Here is a 15,639-nt window from a genome sequence, read left to right as displayed (position 1 = left end):
CCATGATTGAATTCTTTACCACCACGAACCTCGGGATCCTGCTGCTGACAGTGGGCCAGATCCTGTTGCTTGTCGTTCCACTTTTGGTGGCGCTGGCCTTTCTGATGTATGCCGACCGCAAGATCTGGGCCGCGGTCCAGCTGCGCCGGGGTCCCAACGTTGTTGGTGTCTTTGGCCTGATGCAGAGCTTTGCGGACTTTCTGAAGTACATCGTGAAAGAAGTGGTCTTCCCGGCTGGTGCGGACAAGGCCGTGTACCTTTTGGCACCGATGGTGTCGCTGGTGATGGCGCTGATCGCCTGGGCGGTGATCCCGTTCAACGATGGCTGGGTCCTGTCGGACATCAACGTTGCAATCCTGTATGTGTTCGCGGTGTCGAGCCTTGAGGTTTACGGCGTGATCATGGGCGGCTGGGCGTCGAACTCGAAGTACCCGTTCCTCGGGTCGCTTCGGTCGGCTGCGCAGATGATCTCTTACGAGGTCAGCCTGGGTCTGATCATCATCGGCATCATCATCTCGACCGGCTCGATGAACTTTGGCGACATTGTTGCCGCGCAGGATGGCAAGTATGGCATCTTCTCTTGGTACTGGCTGCCGCATTTCCCGATGCTGTTCCTGTTCTTCATCTCGGCGCTGGCGGAAACCAACCGTCCTCCGTTCGACCTGCCAGAGGCGGAATCTGAACTGGTGGCGGGCTATCAGGTGGAATACTCGTCGACCCCGTTCCTGTTGTTCATGATCGGTGAACTGGTGGCCGTGGTGCTGATGTGCGCGCTGGTGAGCCTGTTGTTCTTTGGGGGCTGGCTGTCGCCGATCCCGGGTCTGCCGGATGGTATCTTCTGGATGATTGCCAAGATGGGCCTCGCGTTCTTCATGTTCTCGATGGTCAAGGCATTGGTGCCGCGCTACCGCTATGACCAGCTGATGCGCATTGGTTGGAAAGTCTTCCTGCCGATGTCGCTGGTCTGGGTTGTTCTGGTGGCGTTCCTGGCGAAATTCGAACTTTTCGGCGGCGCCTATGCCCGCTGGGCGATTGGAGGCTGATATGACTCAGATCGACTATAAACGCGCGGCTGGCTATTTCCTGCTGACCGACTTTTTCAAGGCGTTCCGGCTGGGGATGAAGTACTTTGTCGGCCCAAAGGTGACGATCAACTACCCGCATGAAAAGGGTCCGCTGAGCCCGCGGTTCCGCGGCGAACACGCGCTGCGTCGCTACCCCAATGGGGAAGAGCGTTGCATCGCCTGTAAGCTGTGCGAAGCCATCTGTCCGGCGCAGGCGATCACCATTGACGCGGAACCCCGCGAAGATGGCAGCCGCCGCACCACGCGCTATGACATCGACATGACCAAGTGCATCTACTGCGGCTTCTGCCAGGAAGCCTGCCCGGTGGATGCGATTGTCGAAGGGCCGAATTTCGAGTTCTCGACCGAAAGCCGCGAAGAGTTGTTCTACGACAAGGATAAATTGCTCGCGAACGGCGAACGTTGGGAAGCCGAGATCGCCAAGAACCTCGAATTGGATGCACCCTACCGATGACCGATGGCAAGAACCCCTTTGAAGCGATGATCGCGCAGTATCAGGAGATGGCCAAGGCCATGAACCCTGCGATGGAGTCGTTCACCCCGAAAGGGTTCGAAAACCTGTGGCCCACCATGTCCAAAGAGATGATGGAGATGTTCTTTGGCAACACCATCAACAAGGACGGGCTGGACGCCAAGACCCGTTTGCTGCTGACGCTGGCCGCGCTGACCGTTCTGGGCGCCCAGGGCGAGCCGCAAATCCGCATGACCGTTCGTCACCTTCTGGAGGCGGGCGCAACAAAACAAGAAATCGTCGAGACCATCGGACAGATGTCGATGTTCGCCGGCATACCCGCCATGACCAAAGCCCTGGAGCTTGCCGAAGGTGTCATGGCCGAAAACGAGGATAGTGACACATGAGTATGGTTGCTCTGGCCTTTTACCTCTTCGCGCTCAGCGCCATCGCGGGCGGGCTGTTCACCGTGATCAGCCGCAACCCGGTGCATTCGGTGCTCTGGCTGATCCTGGCCTTTCTGTCATCGGCGGGGCTGTTCGTGCTGCTGGGGGCGGAATTTGTCGCGATGCTGTTGATCATCGTCTACGTGGGGGCGGTCGCCGTATTGTTCCTGTTCGTGGTGATGATGCTGGACATCGACTTTGCCGAGCTGAAAGCAGGCATGGCGCAATACATGCCGCTGGCGCTGTTGATTGCCGTGATCCTGCTGATGCAGTTCGGCATGGCCATCGGCGTCTGGCAGTTTGCCGACACCGCCGAGGCGTCGCGCGCCGCTGTTGCGCCCGAGGGTGTGCAGAACACCGCCGCTCTGGGCCTGATTATCTACGACCAGTATTTCCTTCTGTTCCAACTGGCCGGTCTGATCCTGCTGGTCGCCATGATAGGCGCCATCGTTCTGACCATGCGCCACCGCCGTGACGTGAAACGTCAGAACGTGCTGCACCAGATGTGGCGCGATCCCAAAGACGCGATGGAACTGAAAGACGTGAAACCGGGGCAGGGTGTTTGAAGCTTAAAGCGCTCATATCTCTTCTGGCTGCGATGTTGCTGCCCGTCGCCTCATACGCCTTTCCTATTGGCGAGTGTGAGCACAACTCTGTTGTCTCGCATCATTGGGTCGAAATTGATCATCGTGTGATTGGTCAGGGTGTCGTGTCCTATGAGGAAGTGGGTGGATTTTGCTTTGATGATGGTTGCGTCCAGAATGGAAAGCTCGTCGTTTCCGATTGTGGTTCCGGCACAACCGTTGAAGTTCGCGCGGAATGGAAGAAAGAGGGGCGGTCCGATAGTTTCGACCGCTCAGAAGAAGCGAGAAGCACTCTGCATGCAATGCTGAACTCGCAAGAACGCTACTCACTTGAAAAGGTCAAACAACAGTTTGACGCGCGAGGCTTCGAAGTGTCGCTACAGAAAAAAACAGAAGAAAACTGCGCCTGCGCAGCAGCGTTCCCAAAGCTGCGTAACGGCAAGAAAAAATTCGAGGGACTTTGAGAATATGATCGGACTGGAACATTATCTCACCGTGGCGGCGGTTCTCTTCGTCATCGGGATCTTTGGCCTCTTCCTGAACCGGAAGAACGTCATCATCCTGCTGATGTCGATCGAACTGATGCTGCTTTCCGTCAACATTAACCTGGTGGCGTTCTCGAGCTACATGGGCGATCTGGTCGGGCAGGTGTTCACCCTGTTCATCCTGACCGTTGCCGCGGCGGAAGCCGCGATTGGCCTCGCGATCATTGTCTCCTTCTTCCGTAACCGCGGCACCATCGCGGTCGAAGATGTCAACGTGATGAAAGGCTAAGGCAGATGGAAAAGATCATCCTGTTCGCTCCGCTGATCGGTAGCCTTATTGGTGGCTTCGGCTGGCGCTTTATCGGGGAAAAGGGCGCGCAGTGGGTCACCACTGGCCTGTTGTTCCTGGCCTGTCTCTTGAGCTGGGTCGTGTTCCTGACCCATGATGGGCAGACCCATTACATTCACGTTCTCGACTGGATCCAGTCCGGCACGCTGGATACGGCCTGGGCGATCCGTCTGGATCGGCTGACCGCGATCATGCTGATCGTCGTGACCACGGTCTCGGCGCTGGTGCACCTTTATTCCTTTGGCTACATGGCCCATGACGAGGCCTGGAAAGAGGATGAGCACTACAAGGCGCGCTTCTTTGCGTATCTGTCTTTCTTTACCTTTGCCATGCTGATGCTGGTCACCGCCGACAACCTGGTGCAGATGTTCTTTGGTTGGGAAGGTGTGGGCGTCGCCTCGTACCTGCTGATCGGGTTTTACTACAAGAAACCGTCGGCCAACGCCGCCGCGATCAAGGCCTTTGTGGTCAACCGCGTGGGTGACTTTGGCTTTGCCCTCGGGATCGCCGGCCTGTTCTTCATGGTCGACTCGATCAAGTTTGACGACGTCTTTGCCGCCGCACCGGCGCTGGCGGAAACCTCGATCACCTTCCTGTGGACCGACTGGAATGCCGCGAACCTCTTGGCTTTCCTGTTGTTCATCGGCGCGATGGGGAAGTCGGCGCAGCTGTTCCTGCACACCTGGTTGCCGGACGCGATGGAAGGTCCGACCCCTGTGTCGGCGCTGATCCACGCTGCGACCATGGTGACGGCGGGTGTTTTCCTGGTCTGCCGGATGTCGCCGCTGTTTGAATATGCGCCCGAAGCCAAGATGGTCGTGGTCTATATCGGTGCCACCACCGCGTTCTTTGCCGCGACCGTGGGTCTGGTGCAGAACGACATCAAGCGCGTGATCGCCTATTCGACCTGTTCGCAGCTGGGTTACATGTTCGTGGCCGCAGGTGTGGGCGTCTATTCGGTCGCCATGTTCCACCTGTTCACCCACGCGTTTTTCAAAGCGATGCTGTTCCTGGGCGCCGGCTCGGTGATCCACGGCATGCATCACGAGCAGGACATGCGCAACTATGGCGGCCTGCGTAAGAAACTGCCCATGACTTTCTGGGCGATGATGATCGGTACGCTGGCCATCACCGGCGTTGGCATCCCGCTGACCCATATCGGTTTCGCCGGCTTCCTGTCCAAGGATGCGGTGATCGAGAGCGCATGGGCCGGCACGCAAGGGGGCTATGCCTTCTGGATGCTGGTCATTGCGGCGCTGTTCACCTCGTTCTACTCGTGGCGGCTGATGTTCCTGACCTTTTACGGTGAGGCACGCGGCAACAAGCACACCCACGACCACGCCCACGAAAGCCCCATGGTCATGCTGGTGCCGCTTGGCGTGCTGGCGCTGGGGGCAATCTTTTCGGGGATGCTGTGGTACGGGTCGTTCTTTGGCAAACACGAGCAGGTCAATGCCTTTTTCGGCATTCCGGCGCACCATGAAGCTGCGGACAGCCACGGCGACGAGCCTGCCACGGACGATCATGGCGATGAGGACGCGCACGCGACCGAAGAGCACGGCGATGATCACGCCGCCAAACATGACGATCCGGCGCATGCGCCTGTCATGGCGGCGCATCATGGCGAAGCCCCGGAAGGCGCGATCTTCATGCACCCGGACAACCACGTGCTGGACGATGCCCACCACGCCCCGACATGGGTCAAGGTCTCGCCGTTCATCGCAATGCTGTTGGGTTTTGTGACTGCGTTCTATTTCTACATCGTGAACCCGGCCTTCCCTGCGAAACTGGCCGAGAGCCAGCGTCCGCTTTATCAGTTCCTCTTGAACAAGTGGTACTTTGACGAGCTTTACGACGCGATCTTTGTCCGTCCCGCCAAGGCGCTTGGCCGTTTCTTCTGGAAACGCGGTGATGGCAACGTGATCGACGGGTTCCTCAATGGCGTGGCGATGGGCATCGTGCCCTGGTTCACCCGCCTCGCGGGCCGCGCCCAGTCCGGTTACATCTTTACCTATGCACTAGCCATGGTGATCGGCGTTGCCGTTCTTATCACCTGGATTTCGCTCAGCGGAGGAGCGCACTAATGAACGATAGCTTGCTCTCCCTTGTGACTTTTATCCCTGCGCTCGCAGCGGCGATCCTCGCGATCTTCCTGCGCGGGGAAGAGGCGGCGGCTCAGCGCAACGCGAAATGGGTCGCGATGGTGGCCACGGTCATCACCTTCCTGGTGTCGCTGGCCATCCTGTTCGAGTTTGACCCCTCGAACACCGGCTTCCAGTTCGTGGAAGAACGCGAATGGCTGATGGGCCTGAAATACAAACTGGGTGTGGACGGGATCTCGGTTCTGTTCGTGATGCTCACCACCTTTATGATGCCGCTGGTGATTGCGGCCTCGTGGAACGTCGAGCACCGCGTCAAGGAATACATGATCGCCTTCCTGCTGCTGGAAACGCTGATGCTCGGCGTCTTCATGGCGCTGGACCTGGTACTGTTCTACCTGTTCTTTGAGGCGGGCCTGATCCCGATGTTCCTGATCATCGGCATCTGGGGCGGCAAGGACCGCATCTACGCCAGCTTCAAGTTCTTCCTTTATACCTTCCTCGGCTCGGTCCTGATGCTGGTTGCGATGGTGGCGATGTTTGCCGACGCAGGCACCACCGACATTCCGACCCTGATGCGTCATGAGTTCGCCTCGGAAAGCTTCTCGGTGCTGGGCATCCACATCGTCGGCGGTATGCAGACGCTGATGTTCCTGGCGTTCTTCGCAAGCTTTGCGGTGAAGATGCCGATGTGGCCGGTGCACACCTGGTTGCCGGATGCACACGTGCAGGCGCCCACTGCGGGTTCTGTGGTTCTGGCGGCGATCCTGTTGAAGATGGGCGGCTACGGCTTCCTGCGCTTCTCCTTGCCGATGTTCCCGGTTGGCTCGGCCGTGATGACCGATCTGGTTCTCTGGATGTCGGCGATTGCGATTGTCTATACCTCGCTGGTGGCGCTGGTGCAGGAAGACATGAAAAAGCTGATCGCTTACTCTTCGGTGGCGCACATGGGCTATGTGACCATGGGTATCTTTGCTGCCAACCAGCAGGGTATTGACGGGGCTATCTTTCAGATGCTGAGCCACGGCTTCATCTCGGGCGCGTTGTTCCTGTGTGTGGGCGTGATCTATGACCGCATGCACACACGTGAGATTGATGCTTATGGCGGTCTGGTGAACCGGATGCCGGCCTATGCGCTGATCTTCATGTTCTTCACCATGGCCAACGTCGGCCTGCCGGGCACCTCGGGCTTTGTCGGGGAATTCCTGACCATCCTGGGTATCTTCAAGGCCAACACCTGGGTTGCTCTCTTCGCGGTCTCGGGCGTGATCTTCTCGGCGTCTTATGCGCTGTGGCTCTATCGCCGTGTGGTCTTTGGCGATCTCATCAAGGAAAGCCTGAAGTCGATCAGCGACATGACCGCCCGCGAGAAATGGATCTTTGCCCCGCTGGTGGCGATGACCCTGATCCTGGGTGTCTATCCGCCACTGGTCACCGATATCATTGGCCCCTCGGTCGAGGCGCTGATCCACAACTATGAAACCGCAGTTGCGCAAACCCCGATCGGGGACGCGGCAATGGCGTCGCATTAAGGAGAGCTTGAGAAAATGATCCAGGCTGATCTGAATATCATTCTGCCAGAGATCCTGCTGGCCTGTTATGCGATGGTGGCGCTGATTGGCGCGGTTTACACGCGCAAGGACGGCATCGCGGGCACCCTGACCTGGGCCACTGCTGCGGTTTTCGTGGTGGTTGCCGCGTGGATCGGGCTGGGCGGCGAGGGCGAGCGTGTGGCCTTTGACGGCATGTTCAACGACGACGGCTTTGCCCGTTTTGCCAAGGTGACGATCCTGTTGTCCGCTGCTGCCGTGTTGATCATGGGGCAGGATTACATGAGCCGTCGCGGTATGCTGCGGTTCGAATACCCCGTGCTGGTGACCCTGTCGGTTGTTGGCATGATGGTCATGGTTTCCGCAGGCGACCTGATGGCGCTTTATATGGGGCTCGAATTGCAGTCGCTGTCGCTTTACGTGATCGCTTCGATGCGCCGGGACAGTGCCAAGTCGGCTGAGGCGGGCATGAAGTACTTTGTGCTGGGCGCACTGTCGTCGGGTCTGTTGCTTTATGGTTCGTCGCTGGTTTACGGCTTTGCTGGCACAACCAATTTCGCCGGTATCATCGACGCCGCGGGTCATGGCCATGTGTCGCTGGGGATGCTCTTTGGTCTCGTGTTCATTGCCTGTGGTCTGGCGTTCAAGGTCTCGGCCGTGCCGTTCCACATGTGGACCCCGGACGTCTACCAAGGCGCGCCGACACCGATCACCGCCTTCTTTGCCACCGCGCCGAAAGTGGCCGCCATGGCGCTGTTTGCACGCGTGTTGCATGACGCCTTTGGCGGCAATGTGGGTGACTGGCAGCAGATCATCGCGCTGTTGTCGGTGCTGTCGATGTTCCTGGGCGCCGTGGCGGCGATTGGTCAGACCGACATCAAACGTCTGATGGCCTATTCGTCGATCGCGCATATGGGTTATGCCCTGATGGGGCTGGCGGCGGGCACCGCCTTTGGCGTGCAGGCGCTGCTGATCTACATGGCGATTTACGTCACCATGAATGTCGGTACCTTCGCCTTTATCCTGTCGATGGAAAAAGATGGTGAGCCGGTGACCGATATCCGGTCGCTCAACATGTATTCGCGCACCAATTCCGGCAAGGCGATGGCCATGCTGATCCTGTTGTTCTCGCTGGCCGGTGTGCCGCCGCTGGTGGGTTTCTTTGGCAAGTTCTATGTGCTGCGCGCGGCTTATGACGCCGGTCTGGCCTGGTTGGCCGTGCTGGGTGTTATCGCCTCGGTGATTGGTGCCTTCTATTACCTGCGCATCGTTTACTACATGTATTTTGGTGAAGAGGGTGACGGGCTGGACAACGGCAAGTCGCCGGTTCTGTACGGCCTGCTGATGGGCTCGGCTGCGATCATGCTGATTGGGGTTGTGAACCTCTTTGGCATCGAAGGCATCGCGCAGGCCGCGGCGGCGACGCTGGTCAAGTAAGCGTCTGATCTGGCTGTTTGGAAATTGTGACGCGCCCCATGGGGCGCGTCGCTGTATTTTTAAGATGCCTTTGGCGAGAGTATTTGGGGCAATACGAAGGGATGACCATGACCGGATGGCCCGAAGGATATGGCAAGCGGGTTTTGGCGGAGGTGGACAGCACCAACGCGGAAGCGGCGCGGATTGCCTCGGAACTGCGGGGGCCGGAGTGGATCCTGGGCTTGCGCCAGACCAAGGGGCGCGGACGGCGTGGGCGGCCCTGGGCAGATCCCGTGGGGAATTTTGCGGGCACCCTGGTGTTGCAGCCCAAGGAAGGGCCCGAGGTTGTGGCGTTGCGGTCGTTTGTGGCGTCTTTGGCGCTTTATGATGCGTTTGTGGCAGCGACCGGCAGGCCCGAGGCCTTTGCTTTGAAGTGGCCCAATGATGTCTTGTTGAACGGCGCCAAGGTGGCGGGCATTCTTTTGGAAAGTGCCGGGGTGGCCGGGGGCAAGGTTGGGCATTTTGCCATTGGGATCGGGGTGAACCTGACGGAGGCGCCTGATGCGCGCCTGCTGGAGGCGCGCGCTGTGGCACCTGTTTCTTTGAAGTCGGAGACCGGAATTGCGGTTGAACCCGAGGCGTTTCTGGCCCTTTTGGCACCAGCCTATGCGGCCTGGGAGGCGCAGTTCACCAACTATGGGTTTGCGCCGATCCGCGAGGCCTGGCTGGCGCGCGCGGCGAAACTGGGAGAGGTGATCACCGCCAGAACGTCACGTGACGAAACCGTCGGAACCTTTGAAACGGTGGACTTGGACGGCAATCTGGTGTTGAAGACCTCGGGGGGGACTGTCGCCATTCCGGCGGCAGAGGTGTTCTTTTGAAACCACGTAAAAAGGGCGTGCGCGATGCTATTGGCGATTGATTGCGGCAACACCAACACCGTTTTTTCCATCTGGGACGGCGAGAAATTCCTGTGCACGTTGCGCACCTCGACCCATCACAGCCGGACGGCGGATGCCTATTTCACCTGGTTCTCGACACTGATCAAACACTATGAGATCGACCTGGACATCAAAGAGGTGATCATTTCCTCGACGGTGCCGCGCGTGGTGTTCAACCTGCGGGTCTTTGCGGATCGGTTCTTTGGGTGCCGACCTTATGTCGTGGGGCGCCCGGAATGCCTGTTGCCGGTTGAGGCGCGGGTCGATGAGGGCACGATTGTTGGCCCCGACCGGCTGGTCAATGCGGCGGGGGCTTATAACCGCCATGGAGGCGATCTGATTGTCGTCGACTTTGGCACGGCAACCACTTTTGACGTTGTCGCCGCGGATGGCGCCTATATCGGCGGCGTGATTGCGCCGGGGGTGAACCTGAGCCTTGAGGCGTTGCACAATGCCGCCGCCGCCCTGCCGCATGTCGATATCGCCAAGCCGCAATCGGTGATTGGCACCAACACGGTGGCCTGTATCCAATCGGGTGTGTTCTGGGGCTATGTCGGTCTGGTGCGGGAAATCTGCGCGCGGATCAAGGCCGAGCGGGAGCGCCCGATGGAAGTCATCGCGACCGGGGGGCTTGCGCCCTTGTTCCAGCAATCGGTGCAGCTGTTTGACCGTTTCGAAGAAGATCTGACCATGCACGGGCTGACCGTGATCCACAATTATAACAAGGAACACGGCAATTGAGCAGTGAGCGTTTGATTTACCTGCCCCTCGGTGGCGCAGGTGAAATTGGCATGAATGCCTATGTCTACGGCTATGGGCCCGAAGATAAAGAACGGCTGATCCTCGTGGATCTGGGCGTGACGTTTTCGGATATGGACACCAGCCCCGGTGTTGATCTGATCTTTCCCGACATCAGATGGCTGGCCGAGAACAAGCATCGTTTGGAAGCGGTGTTCATCACCCACGGGCATGAAGACCATGTCGGTGCCGTGGGGCATTATTGGGAAAAGTTGGGCGTGCCGGTCTATGCCCGCGCCTTTACGGCGAACCTGGCGCGACACAAGATGGCGGATCGCGGTCTGCCGGAGACCACTGTCACCACCGTTGGCACCTGGCCAGAGACCACCAAGGCCGGGCCGTTTTCGGTTGGATTCCTGCCGGTCAGCCACTCGATCCCGGAAAGTGCGGCGCTTGTGATTGATACGCCTGCGGGGCGGTTGATCCATTCGGGCGACTTCAAGCTGGACGAGACGCCGGTGGTGGGGGAACCTTTTGATGAAAAACTGTGGGCCAGTGTCGCCAAGGGTGGCATCAAGGCATTGATCTGTGACTCGACCAATGTGTTTTCACGCCATGCCGGGCGCTCTGAGGCAAGCGTTGGGCCCGAGATTGAGAAACTGGTGACCGAGGCACCGAACATGGTGGTCGCGACCACCTTTGCGTCAAACGTGGCACGGGTGAAGACCCTGGCCGAGGCGGGCGAACGTGCCGGGCGGTCGATCTGCCTGATGGGCCGCGCGATGCGCCGCATGATCGAGGCCGCGATCCAGGAGGGGGTTCTGAAGAGCTTCCCCAAGGTGGTCAGCCCCGAGGATGCCCGCGCCATTCCGCGTGAAAACCTGATGTTGCTGGTCACTGGTTCGCAAGGCGAACGCCGGGCGGCCTCGGCGCAATTGGCACGGGGCAAGTACAACGGGATTGAGTTGAAAGAGGGAGACCTGTTCCTGTTCTCGTCCAAGACCATTCCGGGCAATGAACGCGGTGTGATCCGCATCGTGAATCAGTTCTCGGAGATGGGTGTCGATGTGGTGGATGATGCCTCGGGGCTTTATCACGTGTCGGGGCATGCCAACCGCCCTGATCTGGAGCGGTTGCAGGATATCGTGAACCCGACGATGGTGATTCCGAACCACGGCGAGCATCGTCATTTGCGCGAACATGCCAAGTTGTCACTGGCGCGCGGGCGTGGGTCGCTCGTGGCAGTGAACGGCACCATGGTGGACCTGACCGGAGACTCCCCGATGGTCTGCGGGTTTGTTGAAACCGGACGCACCTATCTGGACGGAGCGGTGCAGATCGGGGCGCTGGATGGCATTGTCCGCGACCGGATTCGCATGGCGCTGAACGGGCATGTGGTGGTGACGGTGATCCTTGACGAGGATGACGAGCCGCTTGGGGATGCCTGGTGCGAGGTCAAAGGTCTGTCCGAGTTGGGCCGCAGTGATGCACCGCTGGTGGATGTGCTGGAAGCGGATCTGACGCAGTTTCTGGGGCGGGCGGCAGAGAAAACCCTGTCTGATGATGACAAGCTTGAGATGGAGCTGCGCCGGATTGCCCGCAATACATGCGTTGATGAGATCGGGCGCAAACCAGAGGTTACGGTGATCATCAGCCGGTTAAACTGATGCATTTGCGACATTGAGGTCGGAGAAAACGCGGTAGAACATCGCCGGAAATCGCGCTGGCATGGGGCATGACACAGGAGGACGTCATGTCTCATATCGCCAATGATCTGGTCGACCTGGATCGCTATCCCATTCATCAGCCTGGCCCCGCGCGTGATGCGGTGCTGGCGCAGGTGCGGGACGATCTCGGCTGTGGCGGTTGCGCGGTATAGAAAGGGTTTCTCAGGCCAGGGCAGAAGGGGCCAAGGCGGGGCTACGCTGCGATCTTTTCCCATGTGGAAGACCCGAACAGGGTTACAGGGTTGGCGCGCCGGAGCGTACCAGACAGCTATATGGCCGGGTTTTGCCCGTGCACCTTGAACGCGCCGGGCTGCGTGCCGATGACTACAATGATTGAGCCGGGGTAGGTCGGACAATTTGTCCGACCTACGAGGTCATTCCTGGCTTAGCTGGTGCGGCGTTCGTCAAAGCTGAGGGCAATGAAGCTGGGTAGATGGTCACCCATGCCGACAACCTTGTCGTCACGCCCCCGATCCTGACGGCCACGACCGCGGCCGCGTTGGGGTTTGCCTTTTGAGGTGTCCTTGGCCGGTCTTTCAGCTGGTGTTTCCTCAACGACTTTGGGCTGAACCGGGGCGGCTTCGACTTCGACTTCTGCTTCGGGCTTCTTGCGCGATTTGCGGGGTTCTGAAGATTTGGCCGGGTTCTCAACCCGAGGGATTTCTTTTTGGATCAGCTTTTCAACCGCATCAAAGGCTTTCTCATCTCGTGGAATGCAGATGGTAAAGGCCTTGCCGTCACGTCCCGCGCGACCGGTGCGGCCAATGCGGTGCACGTAGTCTTCGGCATGGCCGGGGACATCAAAGTTAAAGACGTGGCTGACGCTGGGCACATCCAGCCCACGGGCGGCAACGTCAGAGGCCACCAGAATGCGCAATTCGCCATTGCGGAAGGAATCCAAAGTGCGAGTCCGCTGAGACTGGTCCAGATCGCCATGGATCGGTGCCGCGTCATAGCCGTATTTCTTGAGCGATTTCGCGCAGATATCCACATCCGTCTTGCGGTTGCAGAAGATGATGGCGTTGGTGCAGGCCTCGCCCTCGCTATCGATCAATGCGCGCAGGACACGGCGTTTTTCGCTGCCTTCGCGGTCGCGGCGCGAGGCTTTGAACATCACGACGCCCTGTTCGATGGTCTCGGACGCGGTGGCCTGACGAGCCACTTCGATGCGGGCCGGGGCCGACAGGAAGGTGTTGGTGATACGCTCAATCTCGGGTGCCATGGTGGCCGAGAAGAACAGCGTCTGGCGGGTGAAAGGTGTCAGCGAGAAGATGCGTTCGATGTCGGGAATGAAGCCCATGTCGAGCATACGGTCAGCTTCGTCCACCACCATTACCTGAACGCCGGTCAGCAACAGCTTGCCACGTTCGAAATGGTCGAGCAGACGGCCGGGGGTGGCGATCAGCACGTCGACGCCTTTGTCGATGAGCTTGTCCTGTTCCTTGAACGACACGCCGCCAATCAGCAGCGCCTTGGTCAGTTTCAGGTGCTTGGAATAGGTGTCGAAGTTCTCGGCCACCTGTGCCGCCAGTTCGCGGGTCGGACAGAGCACGAGGCTGCGTGGCATCCGTGCGCGGGCCCGTCCGCGGGCGAGCAGTGACAGCATGGGCAGCGTAAAGCTGGCGGTTTTGCCGGTGCCGGTCTGGGCGATGCCCAAGACGTCCTTGCCTTCCAGTGCCGGGGGAATCGCGCCCGCCTGAATAGGGGTTGGCGTTTCGTATCCCGCCTCGATGATGGCTTTCATCACCTTGGGGTTAAGGTTCAAATCGGAAAATTTTGTCATGTGTATCCGTGGTTTACGGACACATCCGGCCCGTAGCGTATGGTGGGGTCGGGCCCGTTCGGCCCCGCGGTTTGCCGCAATTACGACCCACTGGCGCTGTGTAGCGAAAAACCACGGGGTGGTCAATCAAAGCCCGGAAACGCAGGCGGATTGTCCCGATTTGCGAAACACTGAGACACTTTTGGAACAACCGGTGACAATTGCGGGCATCCTACCGCTTATCGACGCCAGTTCTGAAAGTGCTTTTTGCGCTTGCGAGCAAGGTCGAGGTGGAACACCCGGAGCAGGCCGTGCGCCTCGAGTTTTTGCAACAGGGCCGGACGGGCGAGGCAGACCTCTTCATAAAACCGGCGCAGCCCTTCTTGGCCACCATCCTGCAGCAGGAATGTGAACACCTCGTTGATGGTCATGCCGCCGGGTTCGCCCGAGCGCGAGGCCTTGAGACCCTCGCGGTACGATCCACGGTCCATGCGGAAGTCGAAAACCTTTTGCCATGCGTCCCAGTCGGCAATGTGACGGTGGCAGAGGTCGATGCCGTCCAGCACGGTACGGGGGGTGATTTCCTCACCCTCGACCATGGCACGGTGAATGCGGAACTCGAGCGGGCCGAGGCCGGTGCGCAAAAAGATCTTGCCAACCGTGTGGCTGACAAAGCCGGCCCGGAAGTATCCACCAAAATCCGGGTAGAGATCGGCCTCGATCCTGCGCATGTCGCCCTGGTTCCTGATCCAAGCCTTGCAATAGGTTGCGTCAGGGTCCAGCCCTGCGATGCCATCCGTGGCCAGGGCCTCGGCAGGGCGCACGCGGGCACAGGCCATGTCTGGGGGCAGGGTGTCCAGCAGCGCGCTGACAGAGAGGTCGGCCGGGCACAGAAACTCATCCACGTCGATGTGCACAAGCCAATCGAGATCTGTCGCCATCTGATAGGCGTGGGTGGCGTTATAGGTTTGGCGAGGTTGGTGTTTGACCGGTTTCTTGATGCCACTGGCGCGCCAGTAGGCCCCATCGGTGCGGGTGACGGTGACTTGCGGGTGCGCGTCGAGCGCGGCCTGGGCCGTGGGGTTTTGGTTGTCGAGGTAGATGAACAGGTGATCGGCGCCAAGCTCGAGATGATAGGCGACAAAGTTCAGGACCTCGCGCGGCGGTGCCTTGATGGTTGCGACCACGCCCCAGCGGGTCATTTCCCGGCTCTTTTCTCGGTCAGCTCATCACGCATGCGGCGCAGGCGGCGAAAGATGGTGCCATCGTCGCGGTTCAGCTCTTCGAAGAGGTGATTGGCCAGGGGTGCAATGCCCCGGTCCGTCAGCGCCAGTTCCCAGACAGGGGCCAGGGTGTTGGCATCCAGCCCGCCATTGGTGAGCGAAAACTTTTCCATTTGCATGGGAAGGGCCGCCCGTTTGCGATTGCCAAGGCCAAAGAGTTTTCTGGGTTTAAAGCCGCTGTAAAGCCGTTCGAATTCATAGAGTTTCATCATGGCAAAGAGCATGCGCATGGCCTGACCCACCTGGCGCTGAACATCGGTGGCGCCGTGGTCGGCAAAGGTCATGATGGACGAGACTTTCCAGCGCAGGTCCAGCGCGGCGATCAGGTGTTCGTGTTCTTCGGCCCAAAGACGCAGGAACAAGGGGGCGGTCTGGGGCGGTGCATCGGTCTTGCGCAGGTTTGAGATCAAAAGCGCGTTCAGGTAGGCCAGTTCGGAATTGCCCACAAACTCTTCGGCAATCTTGCGGCGCTTGCGCATCCAATGGGTGCCCCGAAGCGGTTCGCCCTTTTGTCGTGTCGTGGCCGAAGCGGGGACAATCCGATCCCTCAGACCGGTCAGATCAATGTCGAGCGCAGGCAAGGATTCCTCGCCGAAATCAAACGGTTTCCGGCGGGAATTGTGGCGTTCACTCAGCTCTTGCAGGCCGCTTGGGTAGGTCAGATCTTCGCTCGACATGGGGCATGATTGCACGGGGCAAAGGCCCGCGCAATCGCCCTTTGGC

General features: G+C 59.4%; 16 protein-coding genes. 13 read left to right on the top strand and 3 right to left on the bottom strand.

The genetic code is table 11. The features are described 5' to 3' along the window. Window positions 1–2 precede the first annotated feature (2 nt). The 13 genes from nuoH to EK369_RS22270 all read left to right on the top strand — a co-directional run bounded on the left by nuoH (window position 3) and on the right by EK369_RS22270 (window position 12,023). Window positions 3–1,043 carry an NADH-quinone oxidoreductase subunit NuoH gene (gene nuoH / locus EK369_RS04320; RefSeq protein WP_127112427.1) on the top strand — a complete coding sequence of 347 codons (1,041 nt, stop codon included), beginning with the start codon at window positions 3–5 and terminating at the stop codon, window positions 1,041–1,043. A gap of 1 nt (window position 1,044) precedes the next feature. Then, a complete protein-coding gene (gene nuoI / locus EK369_RS04315) occupies window positions 1,045–1,539 on the top strand; it encodes an NADH-quinone oxidoreductase subunit NuoI (protein WP_127112426.1) in 495 nt (164 codons plus the stop codon). Next, entirely contained in the window at window positions 1,536–1,943 is a 408-nt protein-coding gene (locus EK369_RS04310) for a carboxymuconolactone decarboxylase family protein (protein WP_127112425.1), read from the top strand. Before nuoI ends, EK369_RS04310 begins: the two co-directional genes overlap by 4 nt. Continuing rightward, on the top strand, window positions 1,940–2,548 hold the full coding sequence (locus EK369_RS04305) for an NADH-quinone oxidoreductase subunit J (protein WP_127112424.1): 609 nt from the start codon (window positions 1,940–1,942) through the stop codon (window positions 2,546–2,548). The genes EK369_RS04310 and EK369_RS04305 overlap by 4 nt, the downstream gene beginning before the upstream one ends. Before the next feature lie 32 nt (window positions 2,549–2,580). Next, entirely contained in the window at window positions 2,581–3,030 is a 450-nt protein-coding gene (locus EK369_RS04300) for a hypothetical protein (protein ID WP_127112423.1), read from the top strand. Window positions 3,031–3,034: 4 nt separating this feature from the next. Continuing rightward, the gene (gene nuoK / locus EK369_RS04295; protein ID WP_127112422.1) at window positions 3,035–3,340 is read left to right on the top strand and encodes an NADH-quinone oxidoreductase subunit NuoK; all 306 of its coding nucleotides are present in this window, start codon (window positions 3,035–3,037) and stop codon (window positions 3,338–3,340) included. Window positions 3,341–3,345: 5 nt separating this feature from the next. After that, the gene (gene nuoL / locus EK369_RS04290) at window positions 3,346–5,484 is read left to right on the top strand and encodes an NADH-quinone oxidoreductase subunit L (protein WP_127112421.1); all 2,139 of its coding nucleotides are present in this window, start codon (window positions 3,346–3,348) and stop codon (window positions 5,482–5,484) included. Further along, window positions 5,484–7,031, top strand: coding sequence for an NADH-quinone oxidoreductase subunit M (locus EK369_RS04285; protein WP_127112420.1), 1,548 nt, complete (start codon window positions 5,484–5,486; stop codon window positions 7,029–7,031). The genes nuoL and EK369_RS04285 overlap by 1 nt, the downstream gene beginning before the upstream one ends. A 15-nt stretch (window positions 7,032–7,046) precedes the next feature. After that, window positions 7,047–8,486, top strand: coding sequence for an NADH-quinone oxidoreductase subunit NuoN (nuoN, locus tag EK369_RS04280; protein ID WP_127112419.1), 1,440 nt, complete (start codon window positions 7,047–7,049; stop codon window positions 8,484–8,486). A gap of 107 nt (window positions 8,487–8,593) precedes the next feature. Then, window positions 8,594–9,346, top strand: a complete 753-nt coding sequence (locus EK369_RS04275) for a biotin--[acetyl-CoA-carboxylase] ligase (RefSeq protein WP_127112418.1) — start codon at window positions 8,594–8,596, stop codon at window positions 9,344–9,346. A 24-nt stretch (window positions 9,347–9,370) separates the two neighbouring features. Next, the gene (locus EK369_RS04270) at window positions 9,371–10,147 is read left to right on the top strand and encodes a type III pantothenate kinase (protein WP_127112417.1); all 777 of its coding nucleotides are present in this window, start codon (window positions 9,371–9,373) and stop codon (window positions 10,145–10,147) included. Continuing rightward, the gene (locus EK369_RS04265) at window positions 10,144–11,811 is read left to right on the top strand and encodes a ribonuclease J (protein ID WP_127112416.1); all 1,668 of its coding nucleotides are present in this window, start codon (window positions 10,144–10,146) and stop codon (window positions 11,809–11,811) included. Before EK369_RS04270 ends, EK369_RS04265 begins: the two co-directional genes overlap by 4 nt. Window positions 11,812–11,897: 86 nt before the next feature. Beyond that, window positions 11,898–12,023, top strand: a complete 126-nt coding sequence (locus tag EK369_RS22270; protein ID WP_268920602.1) for a hypothetical protein — start codon at window positions 11,898–11,900, stop codon at window positions 12,021–12,023. 233 nt (window positions 12,024–12,256) lie between these two features. Here EK369_RS22270 and EK369_RS04260 read toward each other — a convergent pair whose 3' ends face one another. The 3 genes from EK369_RS04260 to EK369_RS04250 all read right to left on the bottom strand — a co-directional run bounded on the left by EK369_RS04260 (window position 12,257) and on the right by EK369_RS04250 (window position 15,593). Beyond that, window positions 12,257–13,654 carry a DEAD/DEAH box helicase gene (locus EK369_RS04260; protein WP_127112415.1) on the bottom strand — a complete coding sequence of 466 codons (1,398 nt, stop codon included), beginning with the start codon at window positions 13,652–13,654 and terminating at the stop codon, window positions 12,257–12,259. A gap of 218 nt (window positions 13,655–13,872) precedes the next feature. Continuing rightward, window positions 13,873–14,835, bottom strand: a complete 963-nt coding sequence (locus EK369_RS04255) for a glycosyltransferase family 2 protein (RefSeq protein WP_127112414.1) — start codon at window positions 14,833–14,835, stop codon at window positions 13,873–13,875. Continuing rightward, window positions 14,832–15,593, bottom strand: coding sequence for a hypothetical protein (locus tag EK369_RS04250; RefSeq protein ID WP_127112413.1), 762 nt, complete (start codon window positions 15,591–15,593; stop codon window positions 14,832–14,834). Before EK369_RS04250 ends, EK369_RS04255 begins: the two co-directional genes overlap by 4 nt. Between the last annotated feature and the right edge of the window lie 46 nt (window positions 15,594–15,639).

The organism is Shimia sediminis (genome assembly GCF_003990645.1).
GTDB lineage: Bacteria > Pseudomonadota > Alphaproteobacteria > Rhodobacterales > Rhodobacteraceae > Shimia > Shimia sediminis.
Note: the sequence above shows the minus strand (reverse complement) of the source record. Positions and strands in the feature narration are given on the sequence as shown.

Excerpts from the sequence above, each read along its gene's own strand:
- nuoH (WP_127112427.1), top strand. The coding sequence starts at position 3 with ATGATTGAATTCTTTACCACCACGAACCTCGGGATCCTGCTGCTGACA.
- nuoI (WP_127112426.1), top strand. The coding sequence starts at position 1,045 with ATGACTCAGATCGACTATAAACGCGCGGCTGGCTATTTCCTGCTGACC.
- EK369_RS04310 (WP_127112425.1), top strand. The coding sequence starts at position 1,536 with ATGACCGATGGCAAGAACCCCTTTGAAGCGATGATCGCGCAGTATCAG.
- EK369_RS04305 (WP_127112424.1), top strand. The coding sequence starts at position 1,940 with ATGAGTATGGTTGCTCTGGCCTTTTACCTCTTCGCGCTCAGCGCCATC.
- EK369_RS04300 (WP_127112423.1), top strand. The coding sequence starts at position 2,581 with ATGTTGCTGCCCGTCGCCTCATACGCCTTTCCTATTGGCGAGTGTGAG.
- nuoK (WP_127112422.1), top strand. The coding sequence starts at position 3,035 with ATGATCGGACTGGAACATTATCTCACCGTGGCGGCGGTTCTCTTCGTC.
- nuoL (WP_127112421.1), top strand. The coding sequence starts at position 3,346 with ATGGAAAAGATCATCCTGTTCGCTCCGCTGATCGGTAGCCTTATTGGT.
- EK369_RS04285 (WP_127112420.1), top strand. The coding sequence starts at position 5,484 with ATGAACGATAGCTTGCTCTCCCTTGTGACTTTTATCCCTGCGCTCGCA.
- nuoN (WP_127112419.1), top strand. The coding sequence starts at position 7,047 with ATGATCCAGGCTGATCTGAATATCATTCTGCCAGAGATCCTGCTGGCC.
- EK369_RS04275 (WP_127112418.1), top strand. The coding sequence starts at position 8,594 with ATGACCGGATGGCCCGAAGGATATGGCAAGCGGGTTTTGGCGGAGGTG.
- EK369_RS04270 (WP_127112417.1), top strand. The coding sequence starts at position 9,371 with ATGCTATTGGCGATTGATTGCGGCAACACCAACACCGTTTTTTCCATC.
- EK369_RS22270 (WP_268920602.1), top strand. The coding sequence starts at position 11,898 with ATGTCTCATATCGCCAATGATCTGGTCGACCTGGATCGCTATCCCATT.
- EK369_RS04260 (WP_127112415.1), bottom strand. The coding sequence starts at position 13,654 with ATGACAAAATTTTCCGATTTGAACCTTAACCCCAAGGTGATGAAAGCC.
- EK369_RS04255 (WP_127112414.1), bottom strand. The coding sequence starts at position 14,835 with ATGACCCGCTGGGGCGTGGTCGCAACCATCAAGGCACCGCCGCGCGAG.
- EK369_RS04250 (WP_127112413.1), bottom strand. The coding sequence starts at position 15,593 with ATGTCGAGCGAAGATCTGACCTACCCAAGCGGCCTGCAAGAGCTGAGT.